General features: G+C 73.1%; 25 protein-coding genes, 1 tRNA gene and 1 pseudogene. 11 read left to right on the top strand and 16 right to left on the bottom strand.

The features are described from left to right. Positions 1 to 55: 55 nt before the first annotated feature. On the bottom strand, positions 56 to 895 hold the full coding sequence (locus AC2CJA_RS03340) for a DUF4397 domain-containing protein (RefSeq protein ID WP_484601126.1): 840 nt from the start codon (positions 893 to 895) through the stop codon (positions 56 to 58). A gap of 267 nt (positions 896 to 1,162) precedes the next feature. Further along, positions 1,163 to 1,669, bottom strand: a pseudogene (locus AC2CJA_RS03335) (DUF4383 domain-containing protein); the annotation flags it as partial. A 466-nt stretch (positions 1,670 to 2,135) separates the two neighbouring features. Between AC2CJA_RS03335 and AC2CJA_RS03330 the strand changes: the two are divergent. Then, positions 2,136 to 2,672 (top strand): NUDIX domain-containing protein, encoded by a 537-nt coding sequence (locus AC2CJA_RS03330; RefSeq protein WP_484601125.1) that lies wholly within the window; start codon positions 2,136 to 2,138, stop codon positions 2,670 to 2,672. A 215-nt stretch (positions 2,673 to 2,887) separates the two neighbouring features. Here AC2CJA_RS03330 and AC2CJA_RS03325 read toward each other — a convergent pair whose 3' ends face one another. Together AC2CJA_RS03325 and AC2CJA_RS03320 are read right to left on the bottom strand one after the other, a co-directional pair. Further along, on the bottom strand, positions 2,888 to 3,385 hold the full coding sequence (locus AC2CJA_RS03325) for a hypothetical protein (RefSeq protein WP_484601124.1): 498 nt from the start codon (positions 3,383 to 3,385) through the stop codon (positions 2,888 to 2,890). After that, positions 3,382 to 3,567 carry a hypothetical protein gene (locus AC2CJA_RS03320; RefSeq protein ID WP_484601123.1) on the bottom strand — a complete coding sequence of 62 codons (186 nt, stop codon included), beginning with the start codon at positions 3,565 to 3,567 and terminating at the stop codon, positions 3,382 to 3,384. The genes AC2CJA_RS03325 and AC2CJA_RS03320 overlap by 4 nt, the downstream gene beginning before the upstream one ends. Before the next feature lie 391 nt (positions 3,568 to 3,958). Here AC2CJA_RS03320 and AC2CJA_RS03315 point away from each other — a divergent pair, with 391 nt between their 5' ends. After that, complete coding sequence (locus tag AC2CJA_RS03315; protein ID WP_484601122.1) at positions 3,959 to 4,219, top strand: GntR family transcriptional regulator; 261 nt, start codon at positions 3,959 to 3,961, stop codon at positions 4,217 to 4,219. 14 nt (positions 4,220 to 4,233) lie between these two features. On the opposite strand, the gene AC2CJA_RS03310 is transcribed toward AC2CJA_RS03315, so the two are convergent. The 9 genes from AC2CJA_RS03310 to galU form a co-directional block, all read right to left on the bottom strand. Next, the gene (locus AC2CJA_RS03310; RefSeq protein ID WP_484601129.1) at positions 4,234 to 4,557 is read right to left on the bottom strand and encodes a M48 metallopeptidase family protein; all 324 of its coding nucleotides are present in this window, start codon (positions 4,555 to 4,557) and stop codon (positions 4,234 to 4,236) included. Continuing rightward, positions 4,440 to 4,985, bottom strand: coding sequence for a hypothetical protein (locus AC2CJA_RS03305; protein WP_484601130.1), 546 nt, complete (start codon positions 4,983 to 4,985; stop codon positions 4,440 to 4,442). Before AC2CJA_RS03305 ends, AC2CJA_RS03310 begins: the two co-directional genes overlap by 118 nt. Positions 4,986 to 5,300: 315 nt before the next feature. Next, positions 5,301 to 5,374: transfer RNA gene (locus tag AC2CJA_RS03300), tRNA-Ala, on the bottom strand. Between the two features lie 103 nt (positions 5,375 to 5,477). Beyond that, positions 5,478 to 6,608: a divisome protein SepX/GlpR gene (gene sepX / locus AC2CJA_RS03295; protein WP_484601121.1), complete on the bottom strand. Its 1,131-nt coding sequence runs from the start codon at positions 6,606 to 6,608 to the stop codon at positions 5,478 to 5,480. 172 nt (positions 6,609 to 6,780) lie between these two features. Next, positions 6,781 to 7,407, bottom strand: coding sequence for a GNAT family N-acetyltransferase (locus AC2CJA_RS03290; RefSeq protein WP_484601128.1), 627 nt, complete (start codon positions 7,405 to 7,407; stop codon positions 6,781 to 6,783). After that, positions 7,404 to 7,952, bottom strand: a complete 549-nt coding sequence (locus tag AC2CJA_RS03285) for a MogA/MoaB family molybdenum cofactor biosynthesis protein (protein ID WP_484601120.1) — start codon at positions 7,950 to 7,952, stop codon at positions 7,404 to 7,406. The genes AC2CJA_RS03290 and AC2CJA_RS03285 overlap by 4 nt, the downstream gene beginning before the upstream one ends. After that, positions 7,949 to 8,458 carry a cyclic pyranopterin monophosphate synthase MoaC gene (gene moaC / locus AC2CJA_RS03280; RefSeq protein WP_484601119.1) on the bottom strand — a complete coding sequence of 170 codons (510 nt, stop codon included), beginning with the start codon at positions 8,456 to 8,458 and terminating at the stop codon, positions 7,949 to 7,951. Before moaC ends, AC2CJA_RS03285 begins: the two co-directional genes overlap by 4 nt. Positions 8,459 to 8,522: 64 nt before the next feature. Then, positions 8,523 to 9,914 carry a molybdopterin molybdotransferase MoeA gene (locus AC2CJA_RS03275; RefSeq protein WP_484601118.1) on the bottom strand — a complete coding sequence of 464 codons (1,392 nt, stop codon included), beginning with the start codon at positions 9,912 to 9,914 and terminating at the stop codon, positions 8,523 to 8,525. A gap of 4 nt (positions 9,915 to 9,918) precedes the next feature. Further along, positions 9,919 to 10,824 (bottom strand): UTP--glucose-1-phosphate uridylyltransferase GalU, encoded by a 906-nt coding sequence (gene galU, locus AC2CJA_RS03270; protein ID WP_484601117.1) that lies wholly within the window; start codon positions 10,822 to 10,824, stop codon positions 9,919 to 9,921. A gap of 250 nt (positions 10,825 to 11,074) precedes the next feature. On the opposite strand from galU, the gene AC2CJA_RS03265 reads away from it, so the two are divergent. After that, positions 11,075 to 11,659, top strand: coding sequence for a 5-formyltetrahydrofolate cyclo-ligase (locus AC2CJA_RS03265; RefSeq protein ID WP_484601116.1), 585 nt, complete (start codon positions 11,075 to 11,077; stop codon positions 11,657 to 11,659). A gap of 43 nt (positions 11,660 to 11,702) precedes the next feature. Here the strand turns inward: AC2CJA_RS03265 and AC2CJA_RS03260 are convergent, their stop codons facing one another. After that, positions 11,703 to 14,519: a penicillin acylase family protein gene (locus AC2CJA_RS03260; RefSeq protein ID WP_484601115.1), complete on the bottom strand. Its 2,817-nt coding sequence runs from the start codon at positions 14,517 to 14,519 to the stop codon at positions 11,703 to 11,705. Between the two features lie 194 nt (positions 14,520 to 14,713). On the opposite strand from AC2CJA_RS03260, the gene AC2CJA_RS03255 reads away from it, so the two are divergent. The 6 genes from AC2CJA_RS03255 to mscL all read left to right on the top strand — a co-directional run bounded on the left by AC2CJA_RS03255 (position 14,714) and on the right by mscL (position 20,896). Then, a complete protein-coding gene (locus tag AC2CJA_RS03255) occupies positions 14,714 to 16,222 on the top strand; it encodes a potassium/proton antiporter (protein ID WP_484601127.1) in 1,509 nt (502 codons plus the stop codon). A gap of 312 nt (positions 16,223 to 16,534) precedes the next feature. Then, positions 16,535 to 17,863, top strand: a complete 1,329-nt coding sequence (locus tag AC2CJA_RS03250) for an MFS transporter (protein ID WP_484601114.1) — start codon at positions 16,535 to 16,537, stop codon at positions 17,861 to 17,863. A gap of 145 nt (positions 17,864 to 18,008) precedes the next feature. After that, positions 18,009 to 18,326 carry an FmdB family zinc ribbon protein gene (locus AC2CJA_RS03245; protein WP_484601113.1) on the top strand — a complete coding sequence of 106 codons (318 nt, stop codon included), beginning with the start codon at positions 18,009 to 18,011 and terminating at the stop codon, positions 18,324 to 18,326. A 100-nt stretch (positions 18,327 to 18,426) separates the two neighbouring features. Further along, the gene (locus AC2CJA_RS03240) at positions 18,427 to 19,257 is read left to right on the top strand and encodes an S-methyl-5'-thioadenosine phosphorylase (RefSeq protein ID WP_484601112.1); all 831 of its coding nucleotides are present in this window, start codon (positions 18,427 to 18,429) and stop codon (positions 19,255 to 19,257) included. A 397-nt stretch (positions 19,258 to 19,654) separates the two neighbouring features. Beyond that, complete coding sequence (locus AC2CJA_RS03235; protein ID WP_484601111.1) at positions 19,655 to 20,197, top strand: RcpC/CpaB family pilus assembly protein; 543 nt, start codon at positions 19,655 to 19,657, stop codon at positions 20,195 to 20,197. 108 nt (positions 20,198 to 20,305) lie between these two features. Next, entirely contained in the window at positions 20,306 to 20,896 is a 591-nt protein-coding gene (gene mscL, locus AC2CJA_RS03230; RefSeq protein ID WP_484601110.1) for a large conductance mechanosensitive channel protein MscL, read from the top strand. Between the two features lie 47 nt (positions 20,897 to 20,943). Here the strand turns inward: mscL and AC2CJA_RS03225 are convergent, their stop codons facing one another. Further along, positions 20,944 to 21,162: a hypothetical protein gene (locus tag AC2CJA_RS03225; protein WP_484601109.1), complete on the bottom strand. Its 219-nt coding sequence runs from the start codon at positions 21,160 to 21,162 to the stop codon at positions 20,944 to 20,946. A 52-nt stretch (positions 21,163 to 21,214) separates the two neighbouring features. Here AC2CJA_RS03225 and AC2CJA_RS03220 point away from each other — a divergent pair, with 52 nt between their 5' ends. Next, positions 21,215 to 22,267, top strand: a complete 1,053-nt coding sequence (locus tag AC2CJA_RS03220) for a P1 family peptidase (RefSeq protein WP_484601108.1) — start codon at positions 21,215 to 21,217, stop codon at positions 22,265 to 22,267. Between the two features lie 228 nt (positions 22,268 to 22,495). On the opposite strand, the gene AC2CJA_RS03215 is transcribed toward AC2CJA_RS03220, so the two are convergent. Beyond that, the gene (locus AC2CJA_RS03215) at positions 22,496 to 23,512 is read right to left on the bottom strand and encodes a sigma-70 family RNA polymerase sigma factor (RefSeq protein WP_484601107.1); all 1,017 of its coding nucleotides are present in this window, start codon (positions 23,510 to 23,512) and stop codon (positions 22,496 to 22,498) included. A gap of 183 nt (positions 23,513 to 23,695) precedes the next feature. Between AC2CJA_RS03215 and AC2CJA_RS03210 the strand changes: the two genes are divergently transcribed. Continuing rightward, entirely contained in the window at positions 23,696 to 24,217 is a 522-nt protein-coding gene (locus AC2CJA_RS03210) for a GNAT family N-acetyltransferase (RefSeq protein WP_484601106.1), read from the top strand. Positions 24,218 to 24,300 lie beyond the last annotated feature (83 nt).

Below are 24,300 nucleotides of genomic sequence, written 5' to 3'. Positions count from 1 at the left end.
GCCGTCACGGCCGCCGCGGTGGGCCGCCCACCCCTGGTGGAGGCGCGCACGGCCGTCAGTTGTCCCGGGCGTAGCGGCGGCGGGCGGCCAGCAGACCGGCGACCGCGACGGCGCCCGCGGTGCCCCAGGCCAGCCAGGCGGTGGCCGACTCGTTGTCCGCGGCCATCGCACCGCTCTCACCGGCGTCCACGCCGCCCGGCGCGGAGGCCATGCCGCTGATCGTCTGCGTCTTCAGCGCGAGGTTCTCGTCCTCGGCGCTGCCCCAGGCGTAGACGACGGTGTTGGCGCCCTCACCGAGTTCCAGGTCGGCGGGGCCGATGGCCACGGTGTCGGTCCCGGCGAGGACCACGTCGGCGCTCACCGTGCCGGCGGGCACCTCCAGCGACTCCTCGTTGGGGTTGGTCAGTCCCTCGATGACCGGTTCCCCGCCCGCGCGGACGTCCACGGCCGGGGCGGCGGCCACATGCCGGACGGTCAGCCGGGACTGCCCGGCCGGGACGTCGGAGGTGTCGTTGACGAAGGCGGTGAGCACGGGGTCGCCCTCCGCGCCCAGGTGTGCGGCGAGGGTGGCGTTCGCTCCGGCCGGGACCTCGACGCTCTTCTGGATGGCGGGGTCGCCGTCGGGACCCTCGCCGTCCGCGAAGATCTCGATGTCGTAGGTGCCCGGGTCCAGCGACTGCGGCTCGGTCAGAGTGCCGGGTTCGAAGTCGGGGAGCAGCTCGTTTCCGTTGGCGTAGACGTCGACGGTGAGACCGGGGACGCCGTGGAAGACCGAGACCGATGCCTTCTCGCCCTGGTCGTGGGCATCCGCGGCGGCGGGGACCGCCACGGCCAGGGACAGCGCGCACGCACCGGCGGTGACGGAGACGATCTTCCTGCTGCGCGAGTTCATCATCGGGATTTCCCTTCGTGGGAGCCCCGCTCGGATGCGGGACTTCACCCTCTCTTCCGGACTGCCGGCCCTTTCGGACACGCTTCGCGACGGATTTCACCGAATTGACGGCCCGTCGCCTGTCGTGGGGGTTGGTCGGTCGGCTTTCCGCTGCGCCCTTCCCCGGGCGCTTTCACGGTGGTTGTCACGGTTCGGAGCGGGCCGGTCCGGGCCGGCCCCCCGCGTTCCCCCTGCTCCGAGGGCCTCGGGGGTGCGGCCCGGTGCGCTGATCCCCGCTGCCGCCAGGCGGCGCCTGCGCTCCTCCTCGGCGGCAGCCTGCTCAGGGTGGCGCCTGAGCCAGTATGGGTTGTCGTGCGACAGTCCGCCACTTATACGCCCGTACATCCCGAATGTGAGGATGACCAGGCCCATCAGGAAGCTGAAGATGACGTTGGGCATGCGGAAGGCCAGGATGTTGGCGGACGTCTCCAGCAGGGCGAGGTTGGCGAAACCGCTGAGGATGAACAGCGCGCCGACCGTCATGTTGAGCGTGGAGGCGAAGTTGCCACCGACGAACGCTCCGGCGATCAGGAGTGTTCCGACGGTCACCGAGACCAGGCTCAGCAGGCCGTTGCTGGACAGCCCGGCTATCTCGGAACCGGTGGTGTCGAAGAAGTCGAGCCGGTTGGCGAACCCGAGGATCCCGAAGACCAGCAGGATGGCGCCACTGACGGCGGCTCCGTAGCGGTAGACACCGGCCAGTCGGTGGTCCAGGGGAAGTTCGTCCCTGATGTCCATGGTTCACCGTCTCCTCACGGGGGTTCACGGAGGGTCACAGGAGGTGTCGGAGCGCGTCCGTCCGCCGACGCGAACGCGGTACTCATCCGCGGGCGCGCGCCCCCGGCCGCGCCCGGGGGCGAGCCGGGGCGGTGAGCCGTCTCGGCGAGAGGGCGAGGTCCTCGTGGAAGGCCGGAGAGAGCACCCGGCACAGGGAACCGGCCGGTGCGGAGCCGCGGTCGCCTCCCGAGGGGACCGCCGCCCGGGCCGTCGCAGGCGTCATCGCCTCGCTCCTCCCACCGGACGCGGGACGCGCTTCGGTACTGCCACCGTGGAACACATACCAATTGATGGCAAATCGCACTGTTCCCGCGTCGACCGTCCCGGGCGCGTGGCGGACCCTCCGGAACCTCTCCCCTCCATCCCGGACCGGCGGGGCCCTCCCCCGGACCGGCGAACTCCCGGCCGCCGGGCGGTCCGGCCTGGCATGCTCGGAAGCCCGACCCCCGAAGGGATCACCGTGGCACCACGGCCCGAGCACGAGATCCGCACCGCCCTCCCGCCCGCGCTGGAGTCGATGACGCTGCTGGCCGCGTCCGTCATCGTCCACGACCGGGCAGCCGACCGCGTCCTCCTCATCCGGCGCGGACCGCGGGCCAAGTTCGCACGGGGGATGTGGGACCTGCCCACCGGCAAGAGCGACCCCGGTGAGCCCGTCACCGGGACCGCCGTACGCGAACTCCGTGAGGAGACCGGCCTGCTCGTGAAGGCCGAGCACCTGCGCCTGGCCCACGTCGTCCACGGGGCCCGGGCCGTCGAGTCCCCGAACGGCTACCTCACCGTCGTCTTCGCAGCCCACGAGTGGTCGGGCGAGCCCGGAAACCTCGAACCGGACAAGCACTCCCAGGTCCGCTGGACCCCCGTCGACGCCCTCCCGGAGAACTTCGTCCCCTCCAGCGCCGGCGCCCTCCGCGGCTACCTGGCCGGCGGCCCGCGGCTCTCCCTCATGCGCTGGAACACCTGAGCGCCCCGGACCCCGCCCGCCCGCGAACGGGCCGGTGCCCTTCCCGGGTTCCCCCGGGAAAGACACCGGCGTCATGGCTCGCGTCCGGTCCGCCTCCCCGCGTCAGCCCCGGTGGGCGGCCTGGAGGAGCAGGACCACGGCGACGGCCGAGACCGTGACCAGAAGGGTGGTCCACGTACACGACTCCAGACGCCCGCGGCACTCGCGGTGGGACATCACCGACCCGCCCCCTTCCACCCCGCACCACCGAACGGCACCGCGCGGCCGACCGGCCCGGCGACACGGCGAACATGGACGGAGAGGTTCCCGTCCTCGTACGACCAGCCCCGCCCGGTACCGGCCCCCTCGCGGACGCGAACGGGGTCGTGGAAGACCGACGGGGCCAGACAGCCGCGCATCCCGCGCAGCATCACCGGCACGTCCCGGCCGACCAGCACCCCGTAGGACACGCTGGGGAACAACCGGTCCGGCTCCCCGCCGGGACGGGCCACCCAGCACAGCCGGTACCAGCCCTCCCCACCGGGCGGCGGCGCGGACTCGGGCACCGCCCTCCCCTCCCGCCCCGGATGGCAGGAGCAGGCACACGCCAGGTGGCGCACCCCGGGCACACCACTCTCCCCCGGCTCGGCCTCGGCGCACTCGCCGTGCACCCCGATCGCACAGCGCACGGAGACGTACCCCGCCTCCTCCGCGCCCGTTCCCGCCCCGCTCACAGGCCGCCTCCGGCCACGGGCCGGCCGGGCACCGGGACGGGCCGGGGGCGGACGCCGTGCGCCTGGAGATGGATGTTCCGCGTGTCGAGGTCCAGCCCCACCGCCGCCATCCACAGCACCCGCCGACGCCGCTGGCGCACCGACCGCTCGTGCGCCGTCCAGTACGGCCGGACGGATGCCACATCCGGCATCTCCCCGCAGGTGCGCGGGGCCCGCCGCGCGGGCTTCTCCTCCACGGCCGGGCAGGCCGCGCTCCCGCGGGCCCGGAGGGCACGCACCGAGGCCGCCCGACGCTTCGGCGCCAGCCCCCTCCGGCGCCTCCCGGTGGCCGGAAACAGCAGCGTCAGTACCCACAGAAGGGCAGGACTCAGGGCCCAGCCCGGAAAACGCGCGATAGTCTTCCGCACGTCATCAACTCCCTCGAAGTTGGTGGCCATGCCCCGGGACGGCGCCCACCGTCGCCGGGGTTTCTGTTTGCCTATACAACCACTCTAGCCCACTACACACAACTGCATGCAGTTGTGCTTACTTCCCTGAAGCGCCCCGCCGCACCCCACTGCGTACCTTCATCGCATGGAGGAAATCGACCCCGGACGTCCGGAATACGTGTATGCACAGGTGGCCAACGCCATCGAACAGAAGATCAGCAGCGGACAGCTCCGGGCCGGAGCCCGCCTGCCCGGTGAGTTGGATCTGGCTGAGCAGTACGGCGTAGCCGCGGGCACGATTCGACGTGCTCTCGTCGAACTCCGCGAGCGCGGACTCGTGGTGACACTCCCCGCGAAGGGCACGTACGTGAGGCAAACTCCGCCCGCCGACAAGGACGGCGAGTAGCGGTCCAGCGACCGTCACTCCCCAGCGGCACCGTCCGCCGAACCCGCCTCACCGGGAAGCCACACCCTCGCGCCCCACTCGTCCAGCCTCGCCCTACGGGACTCGTAGTCGGGGAGCACCCTGCCCACCAGCCGCCAGAAGGCGGGCGGGTGGTTGGGTTCGCGCAGATGTGCCAGCTCGTGGACGAGGACGTAGTCCACGAGCGCGGCGGGGAGCTGCATCACCGCCCAGTGGATGTTGAGCGCCCCCGGGGCCAAGCAGGAACCCCAGCGGTAACCGAGAGGGCGCACGACCAGGTCCACCGGCGGAGACACGAGGCGTTCCGCCCAGGGGCCCACGCGCCGGGGCAGCCACTGCCGTCCGCGCTCCGCGTACCAGGCCACCAGTTCCCCGGCCGCCGAACTCCCGCGATCCCGGCGCAGCCTGAGACGGCCGCCAGCCAGCGCCACTGGCCCACCGCGACGATCCTCGCGTCGCGTTCCACGAAAACGACGAAGTTCTTCGCGATGTCGAGCAGCCGGTGCGGGTGGAGTATTCCGGCCGCGAGGACCTTCCACTCCTCCGCGAAGGCGTCGCCGGGGTGGTAGGTGGTGGACGCGATCTCCTCCGCTGCGAGGGGGCGCGGGTCGCGGCACACCACGCAGTCCTGCGACCGGACCGTGAACGTGCCGAGCCGAGCCCGGTCGCCCTTGGTCGCCACGGTCAGCTGCATGGCGTGGAAGAGCTGGTCGCTGCCGCGCGGGGCCATCGCGCCCTCTGTGGGCACTACGATGGCGGGCGTAAGCCCCGGTGTGTGCCTCTGCGTGCAAGCGCCCCGGGGCACAGCCGTGCCCAGGAAAGCACAACCCGGTCGGCCCGGGTGCCGCAATCCGTACACCACCGCGCGGAACCACAGTAGCACATAGGAAGTTCTGAATGTACTGCCATACACGGGAGTTCAGTCGCCTTGGGCTGGCTGCCTCCCGCCTCTCCCGCCGCCCAGTTCACAACTCGCGGCGAGCGGCGCACGACCTGGCTTCCATGCCGGAGCGAGTACGAAGAAGCCCCTCCCGGATCCCGGGAGGGGCTTCTTACTGCCGTGTGGACCTGAGGGGATTCGAACCCCTGACCCCCTCGATGCGAACGAGGTGCGCTACCGGACTGCGCTACAGGCCCCTGCAACGGGTGAAACCCTAGCATCCCCGTGCCCGTGCGCGGAAATCCGTTCCCGCGCTGGTCACGGCGCGTGGGGCGACGGGCGTGCCCGGGGCGGGCGGGGTCACTCGTTGGCCGCGCGGGGGCGGTCCTCGTCCGCGTACTGGTCGAAGAGCGGGGTGTGGCGGCGCGGCGCGGAGGAGCGCGAGGGAGCCCGGGCGGCGGAGGGCCGGGCGGGTTCGGAGGAGGCCGTGGTGGAGCGGGCGGAACTCCAGGCGTCCGGGGCCTCCAGGTCCACGGCCCGGGCGGTGCGCGGGGCGACGGGGGCGTTGACGTAGGTGGGCAGCGGTACGGGGGTGGGTTCCCAGCCGCTCTCCACCGGGGCGGGGGTGCGCTCGCGGCGCTGGGCGTCCACCCACTCGGCGTGGTCGGTCTGCTCCACCAGGGCGCGCCGCTCGTCCGCTTCCGGGTCGGAGGCGGGTTCAGGGCCCGGCTCGGGGGCGCGGGCGGAGGCGTTGCGGCCGGATGCGGCCCGGCCCGTGGCAGTGCGGCCCGTGGCGGTGCGGCCCGTGGCGGTGCGGCCGCCGGTGGCGCGGTCCGCCCGCTCCATGCGGCGCTCGCGCAGGTGGCGGGCGGCGTCCTCGGCGTGGCGCCGGTCCATCACGAACTCGAAGCGGCGCCTCTCCTGGGCCCGCATATGGGCGATGTAGGCGCTCAGCAGTCCGGCCGGGACCGCCGGGGCCCACAGGAAGGCGATGCCGCCGACCGCCGCGACGATCGCGCCGAGCGTGAAGGCGAGGAAGAGCACCATCGTGGTGCGCCGGCGGCGGACGAGGAGCTTGGCCCGGCCCTTCTGCCCCTGGTCCGGCTGGTTGGGCCGACTCGCCTGGTTCGACCGGCCGGGCCGGTCCCGCTGGGGGCGTCGTACCTCGGTGGGGGCCTCGGCGCGGGCGACCGTCGCGGGACCGAGGAGGACGATGTGCTCGGTCACGGGGTCGGCGAGGGCCCGGACGTCGACGCCCGGGGCACCCTGGTCGTCATCGTCGGCGGGGCCGCCGTCCCCGGCCGCCTCCCTGAGGTTCCTGGCGTACCGGCGCTCCATGCCAGCCCGGCCGGACAGCAGCCGGATGGCGGTGCCGAAACGCTCCGTCGGACGGCTCTCGTTGAGTTCGTCCTGCCGGCGGAGCCACATCGGCACCAGGTAGGCGGCCCAGGCCCCGACGATGACTGCGTAGATGAGGCCGCTGCTGCTCACCCACCACACGGTAGAGGGGTTTCGCGAGGGTGATACGCCAATTGGCACGGTGTGTCGCACGATCCGGCTGATATCTCAACCGTTTTTTGTGATTGAGGCGGCCCGCCTCCGCGAATATGTCCGGCCGATGGCGGTAAAGTGTCTTCCCCTCAGGCAATATCGAACATTTATTTTATTTATGCGAGGCGCCGGGAAGAGAGCGCCGATGCCAGCGTTCCAGCAGGCTCGCGGGGACGTCCTCCTTGGTCAGCGCGTAGACCAGGTGGTCCCGCCAGGCGCCGTCGATGTGCAGATAACGCGGCCGCAGTCCTTCCTCTCGGAATCCGAGTTTCTCCACCACCCGGCGGCTCGGCCCGTTCTCCGGACGGATGCAGACCTCGATCCGGTGCAGTCCGGCGGTGCGGAAGCAGTGGTCCACGGCGAGCGCGACGGCCGTCGGCATCACACCGCGTCCGGCCACCTCCCGGTCCACCCAGTAGCCGATGTGGCCCGAGCACATCGAGCCCCAGGTGATGCCCGCGACGGTGAGCTGGCCGACCAGCCGCCCCCGGTACTCGATCACGAAGGGCAGCATCCGGCCCGCCTGCGCCTCCGTCCGCAGGTGCCGGACCATCTGCCGGTACGTCGGCCGGCGCGGCGGCAGGCGGCCTGGCAGGGCGGGCGGGACGGTGGCCTCCCAGGGGCGCAGCCAGTCGCGGTTGCGCTGGTTCACCTCGCGCCAGGCACGGTGGTCGCGCAGCCTTATGGGACGGAGGGTGATGTCACCCTCCGACAGCTCGACCGGCCAGGGGGTGTTCAGTGGGGTGCGTCCTTCCTGGGGTGGTCGCCGCCGTGGATCTGGTCCACGGCGTGCGGCAGCAGGGGTTCCAGGACCGCCAGGCCGTCGCGTACGCCTCCGGTGGAGCCGGGGAGGTTGACGATCAGGGTGCGCCCGGCGACGCCCGCGACGCCCCGCGAGAGGGCGGCGGTGGGCACCTCGGGCCTCCCGGCCGCGCGGATGGCCTCGGGGATGCCGGGCACCTCGTGGTCGAGTACGGCCCGGGTCATCTCCGGGGTGCGGTCGGTGGGCGAGACGCCGGTGCCGCCGGTGGTGAGCACCACGGCGTAGCCGTCGGCCACGGCCTCGCGCAGTACGTCCTGGACGGGCTCGCCGTCCGGGACGACGCGCGGGCCGTCGGTGGCGAAGCCCAGCGCGCGCAGGGCCCGGGCCAGCAGCGGGCCGGTGGTGTCGGAGTAGACGCCCGCGGCGGCGCGGTTGGAGACGGTGACGGCGAGGGCGCGGCGGCCCATGGCCGCGGACTCGAAGGCCTGCGCGGGCGCGGAAGCGGGCGCGGGATCGGTCATCGGTCGCGGCTCCAGTCCCCGGAGGCTCCCCCGGTCTTCTCCTCCACCCGCACGTCCGTGATGACGGCCCCCTTGTCGACGGCCTTGACCATGTCGACGACCGTCAGCGCCGCGACCGACACGGCCGTCAGCGCCTCCATCTCCACACCCGTGCGGTCGGTGGTGCGCACCGTCGCCGCGATCTCCACCGCGTCGTCGGCGACGGCGAGGTCGACCCTCACCCCGGACAGGGCCAGCGGGTGGCACAGCGGTACGAGGTCGGGGGTGCGCTTGGCGCCCATGATCCCGGCGACGCGGGCGACCGAGAGCGCGTCGCCCTTGGGCACGCCCTCGCCGCGCAGCAGCTCCACCACCCGGGGGGAGACGCGTACGCGGCCGGTGGCGCGCGCCGTGCGGGCGGTGACGTCCTTGGCCGAGACGTCGACCATCCGGGCCGCGCCCGCCTCGTCGATGTGGGTGAGGCCCGGGGCCCCGTCCGCTGGACTCCCCTGTCGCGCGCTGCTCATCGCTCTCCCGCGTCGGTCCGTTCCGGACGTCAACGGTACCCGTCGCGGCACGGGCACCGGTGCGTCAGTCCAGGAGGACGACCTCCAGTTCGTCGCCCCGGGCGACCTCGGTGGTCCGCTCGGGTACGACGACCAGCGCGTCGGCGCGGGCCAGCGCGCCCAACAGGTGCGAGCCGGGGCCGCCCACCGGGTGGACCGTGCCCGGCGCCTCGCCGGCGGCCGGGGGCTCGTACCGGCCGCGAAGGAACTGGCGCCTGCCCTCCGGCGAGGCGATCGGCCCGTCGCACTCCAGGCGGGCGGTGACCGTACGCCGGACGACGGGCTCCAGGCCCATCAGGGCGCGCAGGGCGGGACGGACGAACAGCTCGAAGGAGACGTAGGAGCTGACGGGGTTGCCGGGGAGGGCGAACAGCGGGATCCGGTCGGGGCCGACCAGGCCGAAGCCCTGCGGTTTGCCGGGCTGCATGGCCAGGCGGCGGAACTCCACGCGCGCGGGGGGCCGCGGCGCGGCGCCCTCGGGCGCCTCCGGCTCCGCGCCGGCCCCGTCCTCCGCCTCGCCCGGCGGCTCGGCGCCGCCCAGGACGGTGCCCTCCAGGCCGGTGAGCGCCTCCTTGACCACGTCGTAGGCGCCGACGCTGACGCCGCCGCTGGTGACGATGGCGTCGGCGCGTACGAGCTGGTCCTCGACGACGGTGCGCAGGGTGGCGGCGTCGTCGGCCACCGCGCCGACGCGGTAGGCGATGGCGCCGGCGGCGCGGGCGGCGGCGGTCAGGGCGAAGCTGTTGGAGTCGTGGATCTGGCCGGGGCCCAACGGCGATCCGGGGCGGACCAGTTCGCTGCCGGTGGAGAGCACCACCACGCGCGGGCGCGGCCGTACGCTGACGGTGCCGCGGCCGACGGCGGCCAGCAGTCCGATCTGCGCCGGGCCCAGGACGGTGCCCGCCTCCAGGGCGACGGAGCCGGCGCGTACGTCGCTCCCCCTGCCCCGCACGTACTGCCGCGCCGTCACCGGCCGGTGGACGCGGACCTCGCCGGCCGAGCCGGACGGGTCGGCGCTGTGGGCGGCCATGGCGTCGGCCCGGCCGGCGCCGGCGCCGCCGTCGGTCCACTCCACGGGGACGACGGCCTCGGCGCCGGGCGGCAGCGGTGCGCCGGTCATCACGCGGGCGGCCTGGCCGGGGCCGACCTCGGGCGGCCGGCCGGCGCCCGCCGCCACGTCGCCGACGACCTCCAGCACCGCCGGGGCGTCCTCGCCCGCCTTCTCCACGTCGGCGACGCGCACCGCGTAGCCGTCCATGGAGCTGTTGTCGAAGGGGGGCAGGGACACGGGCACCAGGACGTCCTCGGTGAGCACGCAGCCCTGGGCCTCGAGCAGGTGCAGCTCGATGGGTTCCAGCGGCCGTACCGACCGCAGGACGTCGGCCAGGTGCTCGTCGACGGACCGGGTACCGCTCAAGTGCCTACAGCTCCTCTTTGACGAAGTCCCGCAGCCAGGCCCGGAAGTCCGGGCCCAGGTCCTCGCGCTCGCTCGCCAGCCTGACGATGGCGCGGAGGTAGTCCCCGCGGTCGCCGGTGTCGTAGCGGCGGCCCTTGAATACCACACCGTGGACCGGGCCGCCGATTCCCGGGTCCGCGGCGAGTGTCTGGAGGGCGTCGGTGAGCTGGATCTCGCCGCCGCGGCCGGGCTCGGTCTTGCGCAGCACCTCGAAGACGGCCGGGTCCAGGACGTAGCGGCCGATGACGGCCAGGTTGCTGGGGGCGTCCTCGCGGAGGGGCTTCTCCACCAGGTCCGACACGCGCACGACGTCGTCGTCGCCGGTGGGCTCGGCGACGGCGCAGCCGTAGAGGTGGATGCTGTCCGGATCGACCTCCAGCAGCGCCACGACACTGCCGCCGTAGGTCTCCTGGACCTCGATCATCCTGGACAGCAGCGGGTCGCGCGCGTCGATGAGGTCGTCGCCGAGGAGGACGGCGAAGGGCTGGTCGCCGACGTGCGGGGCGGCGCACAGCACCGCGTGGCCCAGGCCCCTGGGGTCGCCCTGGCGCACGTAGTGGATGGTGGCCAGGTCGGTGGACTCCTGGACGCGGGTGAGCTTGGTCGCGTCGCCCTTGCTGCGCAGCACCTCCTCCAGTTCGTAGTTGCGGTCGAAGTGGTCCTCCAGCGGGCGCTTGTTGCGGCCGGTGACCATCAGGACGTCGGGGAGGCCGGCGGTGACGGCCTCCTCCACCACGTACTGGATCGCGGGCTTGTCGACGACCGGCAGCATCTCCTTCGGGGTGGCCTTCGTCGCCGGAAGGAAGCGGGTGCCGAGCCCGGCGGCCGGGATGACGGCCTTGGTGATCCGCCGTGTACGCGAGGTAGTCATGTCTGCACCATAGCCGTTGGTTTGTCACGTAACGCGCATGTCTGACTGGTCCGCTGCGGTTTACGGGGAATCGTCCCGGCACTCGGGCCGCGCCGGCGCGCCAGCAGGATGATAGTGCGCCCGCCATGGCGAGGGACTGGCGTAATCGAGCCGGGGAGATGAACACGGCATGAAGGATGACGGAACCACCGGAGCACACCGGGGTACGCGTGCGGCACCGGGTACGGCGCCGGGGGAAGGACCGCGGACGGTGGCCGGCGAGAAGCGGGCCCTGCGGCGCGCCCTCCTGGCGGCCCGGGCCCACCTGCCGGAGGACGGCGTACACCGGCTCGCCGGCGCGCTCGCCCGGCACGCCCTGGAGCTGCCCGAACTGGCCGGGGCGCGCACCGTCGCCGCGTACGTCTCGGTGGGGCGCGAGCCGGACACCCGCGCGCTGGTGGACGAACTGCACTGGCGCGGCGTGCGCGTGCTGCTGCCGGTGCTGCTGCCGGACGACGACCTGGACTGGGCCGCGTACGAGGGCGCCGAGTTCCTCTCCCCCGCCCGCCGGGGGCTGCTGGAGCCCACCGGACAGCGGCTGGGTCCGCGGGCGGTGACCGGGGCGGACGTCGTGCTGCTGCCGGGCCTGGCGGTGGACCGGCGCGGGATGCGCCTGGGGCGCGGCGGGGGCAGTTACGACCGGGTGCTGGCCCGGATCGAGGCGTCCGGGGCCGGACCGGCGCTGGTGGTGCTGCTGCACTCGGGCGAGTACCTGCGCCGGGTACCGGCGGAGCCCCACGACCGGCCGGTGCACGCCGCGGTGACCCCCGAGGGGGTGCACCGCTTCACGGCGTGAGACCGGCGGGCGCGGGGCTCGCGGCGGCACGGGGCGAGGGCGGCTACGGGGTGAGCGCCATGGTGTCCTCGGTGGCGTCGTCGACGGCCTTCGGGCTGAACGCCCAGTCCAGCTGCTCGCCCTCGGCCCACTTGTCCGTCTGGTCCACGTAGTTGGCGTGGTAGGCGTGGCCGGAGGCGCCGGTGAGGTTGATCCAGCTCGATCCGTCGAGGTCGGCCAGGTTGACCACCATCCGCATCGACGGCACCCAGATCACCTCGTAACCGCCCGCCGCGTTCCAGCCGGTGGCGTTGACGGCCGCCTCGCCGCCGCCGAGGTCCCAGGGGCCGCGGTTGAGCAGGTGCTGGACGAAGCCGGGGCCCTCGGTGCCCAGGGTCTGGTTCTGGAGCATCAGCCGGTGCAGACGGCCCCAGCTCCAGGTCTCGATGTCCTTGCCGAGCTTGGTGGTCAGCTCCCAGCGGGCGTCCTTCATGGCACGGGCCAGCAGCGCGTCGCGGTCGCCCCCGCCCTCCTCGAAGCGGCTGCCGGGGGTCCACCATCCGCTGTCGGGCTCGTCCAGCAGCGTGCGCACGACCTCGTACCAGCGGTCGCCGCCGTCGGGCTGCGCGGAGGACGGGGCGCGCGTGCCGCACTCACGGACGGTGCGCGGATTGCCACTCAGGTCCTCGATCGGGCCGGACTCGTCGGCCGGGCGGACCCGCAGGCACTCGCCCTCGACGCGGACCTCCCTGGGCAGCTTGTTGCCGAAGCCGAGCTTGAGGAGGTTGCGCCACACGCCGTTGAAGTAGGCGGCGGGCGCGGAGTCGGCGTCCTGGGTGTAGTCCCAGCCCTCCAGCAGCTCCTGCGCCCGGCGGACGTAGGGGTCCTCGACGTCGATCTTCAGCAGGTACGGAACCAGGATCTTGGCCATCTCGCTGCTGTTGTCCAGCTGCATGGTGCGCATGTCGTCCGTGGAGACCTTGCCGCCGTCCTTGATCTTGGACTGGATGAGGTCGTCGATCCGCTGGCTGCGCGCGCCGTAGCCCCAGTCCCCGGTGAGCAGGTAGGGGTACTTCTCCGCGTCGATCACGGCCTGGTTGGCGGTGACGATGTAGCCGCGCTCCGGGTTGTACTCCCAGGGCAGGGCCTCCTGCGGTATGTAGCTCCTCCACTCGTAGTCCGGGTCCCAGCCGGGCGCCGGGTAGCGTCCGTCGTGGCCCTCGGCGCGGACCGGGATGCGGCCGGGCGCCTGGTAGCCGATGTTGCCCTCGGTGTCGGCGTAGACCAGGTTCTGGGAGGGGACGGCGAACTTCCGGGCGGCCTCGCGGAACCCGTCGAAGTCGGTGGCGGTGTTCAGCTCGAAGACCGCGTCCATGGTCCTGGAGGGCTCCAGCGCCGTCCAGCGCAGCGCGACGGCGTAGCCCTTGCCGCGGTCGGGGGCGACGTCGCCGACCGGGGCGTGGTCGCCGACACCGGACAGCTCACCGCTGCGGTCGGAGACGAGGGGGCCGTGGCGGGTGGAGCGGACGGTGATCTTCCGGTCCTCGCCGCCCGCGACCTTGATGACCTCCTCGCGGGCCTCGTACGGGACCTTCTCGCCGTCGTAGAGGTAGGTCCCGTTCTCGATCTTCTCCAGGTACAGGTCTGTGACGTCGGCGCCGAGGTTGGTGAAGCCCCAGGAGATGTCCTGGTTGTGGCCGATTATCACACCCGGCATGCCGGAGAAGGTGAAGCCCGCGACGTCGAAGGGACAGGCCTCGCCGACCGAGTTGCAGTGCAGGCCCATCTGGTACCAGAGGGAGGGGAGCTGCGGGGCCAGGTGCGGGTCGTTGGCGAGCAGCGGCTTGCCGGTGGTCGTGTACTCGCCGGAGACGACCCAGGAGTTGGAGCCGATCCCGTCGCCGTTGGGGCCCAGGAGGGAGGGGATGGCGTCGAGGGAGGCGGCCAGGGCGGCGAGCTGGGGCTGTGCGCCCAGGCCGGCCTGGCCCGCGCCGGCGCCCTGGGCGGTGCCGTCGGAGCCGGGGGAGACCGCGCCGCCGGGGTCGGAGGTACCGGGGGCCGCGGTGCCGGGGTCGGAGGTACCGGGGGCCGCGGTGCCGTTCTGCGCGGCGCTCCCGCTCTCCGGAGCGGCGGCCTCCGGGTCGTAGGCGCCGTCGAGGGCTCCGACCGCGCCGTCCCGGACGATCGGCTTGTTCCGGTCGTAGGGGTAATCCGGGTAGAGCGCCTCGACCTGCTCGCTCGTCAGACGGCTGGAGAGCAGGGCCCGGTCTATCTCGTCCTGCATGTTGCCGCGCAGGTCCCAGGCCATGGCCTTGAGCCAGGCCACGGAGTCCACCGGCGACCACTTGTGCGGTTCGTAGTCGCTGACGAAGCCGAGGGCCGCGTACTCCAGGGAGAGTTCCGCGCCGCTGCGGCCGCCCAGATAGGAGTTGACGCCCTCCGCGTAGGCCAGCAGGTACTTCTTGGACGTCTCCGACAGCTTGGTGTCGTACTCCTCCTGCGCCACCTTCCGCCAGCCCAGGGTGCGCAGGAAGGCGTCGGTCTCGACCTGGCTCTCGCCGAACATCTCCGACAGCCGGCCGGCCGTCAGGTGCCGCCGCACGTCCATCTCCCAGAAGCGGTCCTGGGCGTGGACGTAGCCCTGGGCGCGGAAGAGGTCCTCGGCGCTGTCGGCGTAGAGCTGGGGTATGCCGTGCTCGTCGCGTTTGACGGTGACCGGGGCGGAGAGGCCGTCGAGCTCCATCGAGCCGGTCGTCTGCGGGAAGGACGCGCGGACGGTGCCGACGCTCCAGTAGGCGCCGTAGCCGACGCCCGCCACGAGCAGCAGCACGACTGCGATCACGAGGAGGCGGGCGCGTCGCGGGGTCTTCTTGGCGGGCATCGCTGTCCTTCGAGGGCAGGGTGGGACCTGAGGTGCTGGAGCAACCATAGGACGAGCCGGGTCACCGGTCGGCAGGGAGGCCGAGCATCGGGAGCCGAAGATTCAAGCGATGGTAAATTGTTAGGCAACGCAATGATCTCCCGGCGGTCGGGTCCCGGCCGTTCGCTTCCGCACGCCCACGGAAGGATCCGCTTCTGACTGTCGACCGCCTCAACGAACTCATGCTGGTCTCCGCGCTCGTCCTGCTCGTCGCCGTCGCGGCCGTCCGGCTCTCCTCCCGCACGGGGCTCCCCAGCCTTCTGATCTACCTCGGCATCGGGCTCGTCATCGGACAGGACGGGCTCGGGGTCGAGTTCGACAACGCCGGACTGACCCAGGTGCTGGGCTACGCGGCGCTCGTGGTGATCCTCGCCGAGGGCGGTCTGGGCACCAAGTGGCACCAGATCCGCCCGGCGGTGCCCGCCGCGGCCGTACTGGCGACCGCGGGCGTCGCGGTCAGTGTGGGCGTCACCGCCGCGGGAGCCCATTACCTGGTGGGGCTGGACTGGCGTCCGGCGCTGATCATGGGGGCGGTCGTCTCCTCGACGGACGCCGCGGCGGTCTTCTCCGTGCTGCGCAAGGTGCCGCTGCCGCCCCGCCTGACGGGGATGCTGGAGGCGGAGTCCGGATTCAACGACGCCCCGGTGGTGATCCTGGTCGTCGCCTTCGCCTCGGCCGGCCCGATGGACTCGTGGTACGTCCTGCTCGGGCAGATCGCGCTGCAGCTGGCCATCGGGCTCGCGGTCGGGCTGGCCGTCGGCAAGCTGGGCGAGTACGGGCTGCGGCAGGTCGCGCTGCCCGCCTCGGGCCTGTACCCGATCGCGGTGATGGCGCTGTGCGTCCTGGCGTACGCCGGGGGCGCGCTGGCGCAGGGCAGCGGGTTCCTGGCGGTCTACGTCAGCGCGGTCGTCCTCGGCAACTCCAGGCTGCCGCACCGCCCCGCCACCCGGGGGTTCGCCGACGGCATGGCGTGGATCGCGCAGATCGGCCTGTTCGTGCTGCTCGGTCTGCTGGCCGCCCCCTCCGAGCTGCTGCGCGACTTCTGGGCGGCGCTGGTGGTCGGAGGAGTGCTGACGCTGGTGGCACGGCCGGCGTCCGTGGTGCTGTGCTCCCTGCCCTTCCGGCTCCCCCGGCGGGAGCAGACGCTGATGTCGTGGGCGGGGCTGCGCGGCGCGGTGCCGATCATCCTGGCGACGATCCCCATGGTCGACCAGGTGCAGGGCAGTCGGCGGATCTTCAACATCGTCTTCGTGCTGGTCGTGGTCTTCACCCTGCTCCAAGGGCCGACCCTGCCGTGGGTCGCCCGCCGGCTCGGGCTGGACAAGGCCGGCGACACGCAGGACCTGGAGATCGAGTCGGCCCCGCTGGAGCGGCTGCGCGGGCATCTGATCGCGGTCTCCATCCCCGACGGCTCGCGCATGCGGGGCGTGGAGGTGACCGAGCTGCGGCTGCCGAAAGGCGCGGCGGTCACCCTGGTCGTACGGGAGGACAGCAGTTTCGTGCCCTCGCCCTCGACCGTCCTGCGGCATGGCGACGAACTGCTGGTGATCGCCACCGACGCGGTGCGGGACGCCACCGAGCGGCGGCTGATGGCCGTGGGCCGGGGCGGCAAGCTGGCGGGCTGGCTGGGGACGGCGGGCAGTTCGGCGCTGCGGAAGGACTGAAGGGCCGCCGGGCCGCCGGGCCGAGGCTTCCCGGAGAACGGACGGGAGCGGGGGCAGGGGGCGAGGCGGGGAGACGCGGGCGGGGTCTGGCCGTGCCTGCGGGGTGATCGGCTACCCTGAGGCCGTACGTTTGTCCGACTTTCGGAGTTACCGGAGTTTCGACCCCGCCTGATGCAGGGCCGGCACGGCCGCCCGGTCGACCACACGCCGCGGTCCGTGCGAGAGGACGGCCTTCGGCGTGCCCCGCCGTACCGCGCCGCCGTGCGCCGTACAGCGGCGCGGTGCGCTACCAGGCGGCAGAAAGGTACGGCCGTGGCCACCACGGTCACTCCCGTCACTGACCGGAAACCCGGCTATCGGGACCTGCTGCGCACTCCCGGTGCGTGGACGTTCCTACTGCCCGGTTTCCTGGCCCGCCAGCCCTTCGCGATGCTGACGCTCGGCATCGTGCTGCTGGTCGAGGACACCACCGGATCGTTCGGCACGGCGGGCACCGTCTCCGCCGTGACCGGCGTGTCGATGGCCCTGTTCGCGCCGCGGAGCGGCCGGCTCGCCGACCGCTTCGGCCAGCGCGCCGTCCTGGTGCCCGGGGTGTTGCTGCACGCCGCCGCCGTGGGTGCGCTGACGGCCCTGGCGCTGTCCCGGGCGCCGTTGTGGGCGCTGCTGCTGGCGGCTGTACCGGCCGGCGCGTCGGTGCCGCAGGTCGGCCCGATGGTGCGGGCCCGCTGGGCGCACCTGCTCAGGGGCGCACCGGGCCCGCCGGGCGGATCGGGTCCGCCGGGCGGGCGGAACGGGCCGGACAGGCCGGGTGGGGCCCGGCTGCTGTCGACGGCGGCGGCGTTCGAGTCGGTCACCGACGAGCTCACTTTCGTCATCGGCCCGGTCCTGGCCACCGCACTGTGCACCGGGGTGCACCCCGCCGCCGGGCTGGCCGCCGAGGCGGCCCTGACCGTCGTCGGCGGACTGCTCTTCGCGGCCCGGCGCCGTGCCGCACCCCCCGCCCACCGCCGCGCCCGGGGAGCGGGCGGTGCGCCGCACGCCTCGGCGCTGTCGGTGCCGGGCGTACGGGTGCTGATCGTCGCCTTCCTCGGCATCGGCTCGGTCTTCGGCGGGATGCAGGTGTCGATGGCCGCCTTCACCGAATCCATCGGACAGCCCGGTCTCAACGGCGTGCTGTACGGCGTCTTCGCCGCGGGCAACATGCTCGCCGGCCTCGTCTTCGGCGCTCTGACCTGGCGCTCGGCCCCGCAGCGCCGACTACTGACGGCATACGCGCTGCTGACGCTTGCCACCGCGCCGCTGTGGGCGGTGGACGTGGTCCCACTGCTGGCCGTCCTCGGACTGCTGGCGGGCATGGGCATCGCGCCGAGCCTGATCACCGGATTCACCCTGGTGGAACGGCTGGTACCGGCGGGCGTGCGCACCGAGGCGTTCACCTGGATGGCCGGTGCGGTGGCGATGGGGCAGGCCTGCGCCGCGGCGGCCGCCGGGCGGCTGACGGACGGCTTCGGGGCGAGCGCCGGGTTCACGGTGCCGCTGGCCGCCACGGCGCTGGCGCTGGTGACGGTGGCGGCGCTGCGCGGATGGCTGCAGCCGGACGGCGGGCAGACGGGCGATGGGGAGGGACCGCGAACCGGGTGACGGAGAGCCCCGGACGGAGGACGGGAGGGGCGCTCCGGGGCGTGGCGAGAGTCACCGTCGGCCGCTCCCGGTGGACTAAGCGGCCGGAATACTGCACCATGGTGCGTCGTTAGCACTCCACAGGGAAGAGTGCCAGGAGGAGCAAGTGCCGACCTATCAGTACCAGTGCACCGAGTGCGGCGAGGGCCTGGAAGCGGTTCAGAAGTTCACCGACGACGCGCTCACCGAGTGCCCGAGCTGCAAGGGCCGCCTGAAGAAGGTGTTCTCCGCGGTCGGCATCGTCTTCAAGGGATCCGGCTTCTACCGGAACGACAGCCGCGGCTCCTCGTCCGGCAGCGCGTCGTCGTCATCTTCGGCTTCGTCGTCGCCTTCGTCGTCTTCGTCGGCGTCGTCCTCTTCTTCCGGGAAGAACTCGGGCTCGTCCGGCGGCTCGTCGCCCAAGGCCGGCTCCTCGGCGGCCTGACCCCGTCCGCCTCCGGCCCGGGCCGGAACCGGCCTGTCCCGGCCCCGCGGCGGCACGCACCGCTGCGGGGTCGCGGTGTACGGGGCTAGGGTGTTCGGCCATGAGCGCACAGGCGGAGACAGGTGTCATAGGCGGGTCCGGGTTCTACTCCTTCCTGGACGACGTGATGGAGGTCGCGGTGGACACGCCGTACGGCGAGCCCAGCGACTCCCTCTTCATCGGCGAGATCGCCGGACGCCGGGTGGCTTTCCTGCCCCGGCACGGCCGCAAACACCACCTTCCCCCGCACCGGATCAACTACCGGGCCAACCTGTGGGCCCTGCGCTCGGTCGGTGTGCGGCGGGTGCTGGGGCCGTGTGCGGTGGGCGGTCTGCGGCCCGAGTACGGGCCCGGCACGCTGGTGGTGCCTGACCAGCTCGTGGACCGCACCAAATCCCGCGTCCAGACCTACTACGACGGCGAGGCGCTGCCCGACGGCTCGGTGCCGAACGTGGTGCACCTGTCCTTCGCCGACCCCTACTGCGGGACGGGCCGGGCGGCGGCCGTCGCGGCGGCGCGCGGACGCGGCTGGGAGCCGGTGGACGGCGGCACCATGGTGGTGATCGAGGGACCGCGCTTCTCCACCCGCGCGGAGTCGCGCTGGCACGCGGCGCAGGGCTGGTCGGTGGTCGGGATGACCGGGCATCCGGAGGCGGTCCTGGCCCGCGAACTGGGGCTGTGCTACTCCTCGATCGCGCTGGTCACCGACCTGGACGCCGGAGCGGGGACGGGTGAGGGCGTCTCGCACGAGGAGGTGCTCCAGGTCTTCGCGCAGAACGTCGGACGGCTGCGCGAGGTGCTCTTCGACACGGTGGCCGGGCTGCCGGCGGAGCGGGACTGCGACTGCGCGACGGCGCTGGACGGGATCGAGACGGGGATCGGGCTTCCGTAGGCACGGCCGGCTCCGGGCCCGGCCGGTGGAGGGCCTGAGGGTGGGTGCCGCGGGCCTGAAGGTGGGGGCGGGAGCGGCTCGTGCGGCTTCCGTCTCTCGTGTGTCCCTCGTGCGGGCGAGCGAGTTGTCCACAACCGGTGGGTAACCCACAGGCTCCGGCGGATCGCCGCGGAACCGGACATCGTCGAGGTGTTCCCACCACAAGGCGGTGACCTCGATGTCCTCCTCCCTCCAGTCCGCTCCTCTCCCCACTCCTTCCGCTCCTTCCGTCCTTTTCGCACCTCTCCCCCCTCCTCCGCTCTCTCCCTTCTGCCCGTCCTCCGTCCCCCCTCCGTCCTCCTCCCTCTCCACACCCCACTCCCTGCCCCCGCCCTCGAGCCCTCCACCCGCCGGACCCGTGCCGGAGTTCGAACCGGTGCGCGCGGGGCGGAGTGCTCTCGGCTCCCTCCGGGCCGCGGGCCGGTGGTTCCGGGCGATGGCCCTGCTGCTGGCCGTCGCCTCCGCGGGCGCCGCCCTCTGGGGGGCGCCCGGGGACGGAGGCGGGGAAGGGCACGGTGCTCCCCCGGCGGCCCGGCCCGCAGCCGGAGAAGCACCGGCGGCCCCCGCCCCGCCCCCTTCCGCGGACGGCCGGGACGGCGGCACGACGGTGGACGCCCCGGTGCGGATCCCGGACGCGGAGACGGTGCGGCTGCTGCGTCCCGGGGACAGGGTGGACGTACTGGCCACACCCGCCGGCACTCCGGACGCCGGCCCGGCGGACCGCGCGCGGACCATCGCCCGGAACGTACGGGTGGCGGCCGTACCCGAGCCGGCCTCCGGCCCGGAGGCCGGTCCCGGCGGCCGGGAGGGGGCGCTGGTGGTGCTCTCGGTGCCCCGGCAGACGGCCGCCCGGCTCGCCGGCGCGGCGGCACACTCACTTCTGGCGGTGACGCTGTGCTGACCACTGCCCGCCGGATCCCGGACTGGACAGTGCGCGCGGGGTTCGTGCAGCGTGTGCTGCGTTCACCCGGCAAAGGCCGGAGCGCGTGTGCGGAGGAGAGGCAGTCTCTTGAGCGAGAAGCAGGGCGTCCTGACCGGGTTCAGGTCATTCCTGATGCGGGGCAACGTGGTCGATCTGGCCGTTGCCGTCGTCATCGGAGCGGCCTTCACCAAGATCGTGAACTCGGTGGTGGAAGGCGTCATCAACCCGGTGGTGGGCTCCATCGGCCCCAAGGACCTCGACCGCTACCAGTCCTGCCTCCAGGGCCCGTGCGATTTCGACGAGGCGACCGGTGCGGCCCTCAGCGGCATCGCCATCAAGTGGGGCTCGGTACTGAGCGCCGTGCTGACCTTCCTGATCACCGCCGCGGTCGTCTACTTCCTGATGATCGTGCCGATGAACAAGTTCAAGCAGCGGCTGGACGCCCTGAGCGCCAAGGAAGCGGTGGAACAGGCCGCGACTCCCGTCCAGAAGACCGAGGTGGAGCTGCTCACCGAGATCCGCGACGCGCTGCTGGCCCAGCGCGGCGACAACGGCACCGCGGACGCCGCCGCCCTGCTGGCCGCGCAGCGCAAGGCTTCCGAGGGCGGTGCCCGGCCTGGTTCCGAGGAGCCGTCCGGGACATCAGGCGCGTCCGGGAGCGCCCCCGGGAAGGCCTGACGCGGGCGCGCTTCCCGGCGCGCCGCGCGGGCAGCGGTGGCGCGGCCTCACAGATGGTGCGGGGGCCTCTCGTCCAGGAAACGGGCCAGATCGCCCGCACCGCCGTCGCCGCCGTCACCGCCCGCTTCCGGGCGCTCGCCCCAGCCCCGGTCGGTGTCGTCGGCCGCGGGCCGGCTCAGCGGGTCGGAGAAGTCCAGCGCGGAGGCCGGGTCGCGGGGCTCGTCGCGAGGCGTGGAGCCGTGGCCAGAAGCGGCGGGAATGCTCATCCCCCCAGGGTACGGCCGCCCGGCTCGCCCCTAGGAGGAGCATCATGGCCCCATGAGCGCCTTGAGGGTCAACGACGCACTGACGGATGTCCAGGGCCTGAGGGTCGGCCATGCCCAGCGGATCGGCGACGGCTGGCTGACGGGCACGACCGTGGTCCTCGCCCCGGAGGGCGGGGCGACCGCCGCCGTGGACGTGCGGGGCGGCGGTCCCGGCACCCGGGAGACCGACGCCCTGGACCCGCGCAATCTGGTGGAGCGCATCGACGCCGTGGTACTGACCGGGGGCAGCGCCTTCGGCCTGGACGCCGCCTGCGGGGTGACGGCCTGGCTGGAGGAGCGGGGCCGGGGTTTCCCCGTCGGCCCGGAGCCGGACCAGGTGGTGCCCGTGGTCCCGGCCGCCTGCCTCTTCGACCTGGGCCGCGGCGGTTCCTGGCGCGCCCGCCCCGATGCCGCGCTCGGCCGGGAGGCGGCCGAAGCGGCCGCCCGTACGAGCGTCGGCGAGCCGGTCCCCCAGGGCACCGTCGGGGCCGGTGCGGGGGCTGTGGCCGGTGGCCTCAAGGGCGGGGTGGGTACCGCGAGCACAACCCTGCCGTCGGGCACCACGGTGGGCGCGCTGGCCGTGGTCAACGCGGTGGGCTCGGCTCTGGACCCGGCCACGGGCGTGCTCTACGGCGAGCTGTACGGCAAGCGACCGGTGTTCCCCCGGGAGACCGAGCACGCCGAGGCGCTGCGGGCCCTGGCCGCCGCCCAGCAGGAGTCGGAGCGCCGTTCGGCCGCCTCGGTGCGGCCACCGCTCAACACCACGCTGGCCGTGGTGGCCACCGACGCACAGCTCGCCCCCGCCCAGGCTCAGAAGCTGGCGGGCACCTCACACGACGGGCTGGCCCGCGCGGTCCGCCCGGTGCATCTGCTCACCGACGGGGACACCGTCTTCGCCCTGTCCACCGGCGCCCGCCGCCCGGAGGCGGAGGAGGTCAACGACGTGCTGGCGGCCGGCGCCGACACCCTGACGCGTGCGGTGGTCAAAGCGGTGCGGGCCGCGGAGGGCGTGGACGGCCCGGGCGGGGTGTTCCCGGCGTACCACGACCTCTACGGCCGCCCCTGAGCCGGTACGGCCCCGGCTCCTGTCCTTCGAGTCCCGCGGCCCCGTCCCGGGACCCCGTTCCGTACGACCGCGCGGGGCCGCGCCGGAGCGCCGGGCACCACCGGTCCCGGACACAGCGGGACCCCGGCGCTGGGGGGAGTGCGCCGGGGTCCCTGTCCAGGGGGCGTATCCGGTGGTCTTCTGTCGTGTCCCGTCACGGCGCGGTGTCCACCACCTCGCCGGACGCCGTCACGCCGCCGCGTCGAAGCCCGTGTCATGGGCCATCTTCTTCAGTTCGAGCAGGGCGTGCTTCTCGATCTGCCGAATGCGTTCCCTCGTCAGGCCGTGCTGCTTGCCGACCTCGGTCAGCGTGCGCTCGCGTCCGTCCTCGATGCCGTAGCGCGCCCGGATGATGGAGGCCGTCCGGTCGTCGAGCCGACCGATCATGTCCTCCAGTTCCTCACGCCGCAGCATCACGAGCACGGAGTCCTCGGGAGAGGTCGCGGAGGTGTCCTCCAGCAGGTCGCCGAACTGCGTCTCGCCCTCGTCGTCCACGGACATGTTCAGGCTGACCGGGTCGCGCGCCCAGTCCAGCACGTCTGTGACGCGCTCGGGGTTGGAGCCCAGCTCCTCGGCGATCTCGGCGGGCTCGGGGTCGCGACCGTGCTCGCGGTTGAACTCCCGCTGCACACGCCGGATCCGTCCCAGCTCCTCGACCAGGTGGACGGGGAGGCGGATGGTGCGCGACTGGTCGGCGATCGACCGCGTGATGGCCTGGCGGATCCACCACGTCGCGTACGTGGAGAACTTGAAGCCCTTGCGGTAGTCGAACTTCTCCACCGCCCGCACCAGGCCCGCGTTCCCCTCCTGGATCAGGTCCAGCAGCGGCAGGCCGCTGCGGGGGTAGCGCCGCGCGACGGCGACGACCAGGCGCAGGTTGGAGCGGATGAAGACATCCTTGGCGCGCTCGCCCTCGGCGGCCACGGCTTCCAGCTCCTCGCGGGTCGCGGTCGCGGCCGGCGAGTCCTCCGAGACGGGCTCGGCCTCGCCGTCGAGGACGTGCCGGGCGTACACGCCCGCCTCGATGGCGAGCGAGAGCTCGACCTCCTTCGCCGCGTCCAGCAGCGGGGTCCGGGCGATCTCGTCGAGGTACATGCCGACCAGGTCCCGGTCCGCTACATCCCCCGCCGACGAGGTACGTACAGGTCGTGCCTCGTCAGCGCCGTTGGGATCGGCCTGACGACGGGCGACGGCACGGGTTGCCATGCGTACTCCCTTGCGAGTCGTGGTCTACAACTGGTCGGTGGCGGTCCAGCCACCCGGCGTCTCCTGTACTCGGGTGCCCGCTCCGATGGAATCAACGACTTCAATCCGGACAGAATTCCCGCGGCGCGCATCGTTTTTCCGGATCTTGCGGTATTCTGCGCCGCCGCACAGAGGGAGCCTTCCATGGCGGAGCACGGAGAAGTCCAGGTCAGAGCGGGCGGGGAAGGTGACCTCCCGGGCCTGACGGACATCTACAACCACTACGTCCGCGAGATCCCCGTCACATTCGACACCGTGCCTCTCACCACCGAGGCCAGACGCCCCTGGCTGCTCTCCCACCCCAAGGACGGCCCGCACCGCCTTCTGGTTGCCCTGGACGAGGACTCGAACCGCGTCCTGGGTTACGCCACCAGCGGCCCGTTCCGCCCCAGACCCGCCTACTCCACCTCGGTCGAGGTCAGCGTCCACCTCGCACCCGACACCTGCGGGCGGGGCATCGGCACCCTGCTGTACGAGCGCCTCTTCGACGCCCTCGACGGCGAGGACGTCCACCGCGCCTACGCGGCCGTGGCCCAGCCCAACGAGGCCTCCGTGCGCCTCCACACCCGCTTCGGCTTCCGCCACGTCGGCACCCACGGCGAGGTCGGCCGGAAGTTCGGCCGGTACCGGGACGTGGCCTGGTACGAGAAGCCACTGGACTCCTGAGACGCGCGCCGCCCGCACCGCCCGCGCACGGCATCCGCCGGACGCGTTCCCCCGTCACCCTCCGGGGCCACCGAACCGCTCCT

Source organism: Streptomyces sp. ATLC9, from assembly GCF_057196705.1.
The sequence above is the reverse complement of the archived record's forward strand: the minus strand, read 5'-3'. Positions and strand labels throughout refer to the sequence as shown.

Coding starts and splice junctions, on each gene's coding strand:
- AC2CJA_RS03220 (WP_484601108.1), top strand. CDS start 21,215: ATGAGCGCCTTGAGGGTCAACGACGCACTGACGGATGTCCAGGGCCTG.
- AC2CJA_RS03285 (WP_484601120.1), bottom strand. CDS start 7,952: ATGACCGATCCCGCGCCCGCTTCCGCGCCCGCGCAGGCCTTCGAGTCC.
- AC2CJA_RS03315 (WP_484601122.1), top strand. CDS start 3,959: ATGGAGGAAATCGACCCCGGACGTCCGGAATACGTGTATGCACAGGTG.
- moaC (WP_484601119.1), bottom strand. CDS start 8,458: ATGAGCAGCGCGCGACAGGGGAGTCCAGCGGACGGGGCCCCGGGCCTC.
- AC2CJA_RS03240 (WP_484601112.1), top strand. CDS start 18,427: ATGAGCGCACAGGCGGAGACAGGTGTCATAGGCGGGTCCGGGTTCTAC.
- AC2CJA_RS03330 (WP_484601125.1), top strand. CDS start 2,136: ATGCTCGGAAGCCCGACCCCCGAAGGGATCACCGTGGCACCACGGCCC.
- galU (WP_484601117.1), bottom strand. CDS start 10,824: ATGACTACCTCGCGTACACGGCGGATCACCAAGGCCGTCATCCCGGCC.
- AC2CJA_RS03215 (WP_484601107.1), bottom strand. CDS start 23,512: ATGGCAACCCGTGCCGTCGCCCGTCGTCAGGCCGATCCCAACGGCGCT.
- AC2CJA_RS03225 (WP_484601109.1), bottom strand. CDS start 21,162: ATGAGCATTCCCGCCGCTTCTGGCCACGGCTCCACGCCTCGCGACGAG.
- AC2CJA_RS03260 (WP_484601115.1), bottom strand. CDS start 14,519: ATGCCCGCCAAGAAGACCCCGCGACGCGCCCGCCTCCTCGTGATCGCA.
- AC2CJA_RS03210 (WP_484601106.1), top strand. CDS start 23,696: ATGGCGGAGCACGGAGAAGTCCAGGTCAGAGCGGGCGGGGAAGGTGAC.
- AC2CJA_RS03340 (WP_484601126.1), bottom strand. CDS start 895: ATGATGAACTCGCGCAGCAGGAAGATCGTCTCCGTCACCGCCGGTGCG.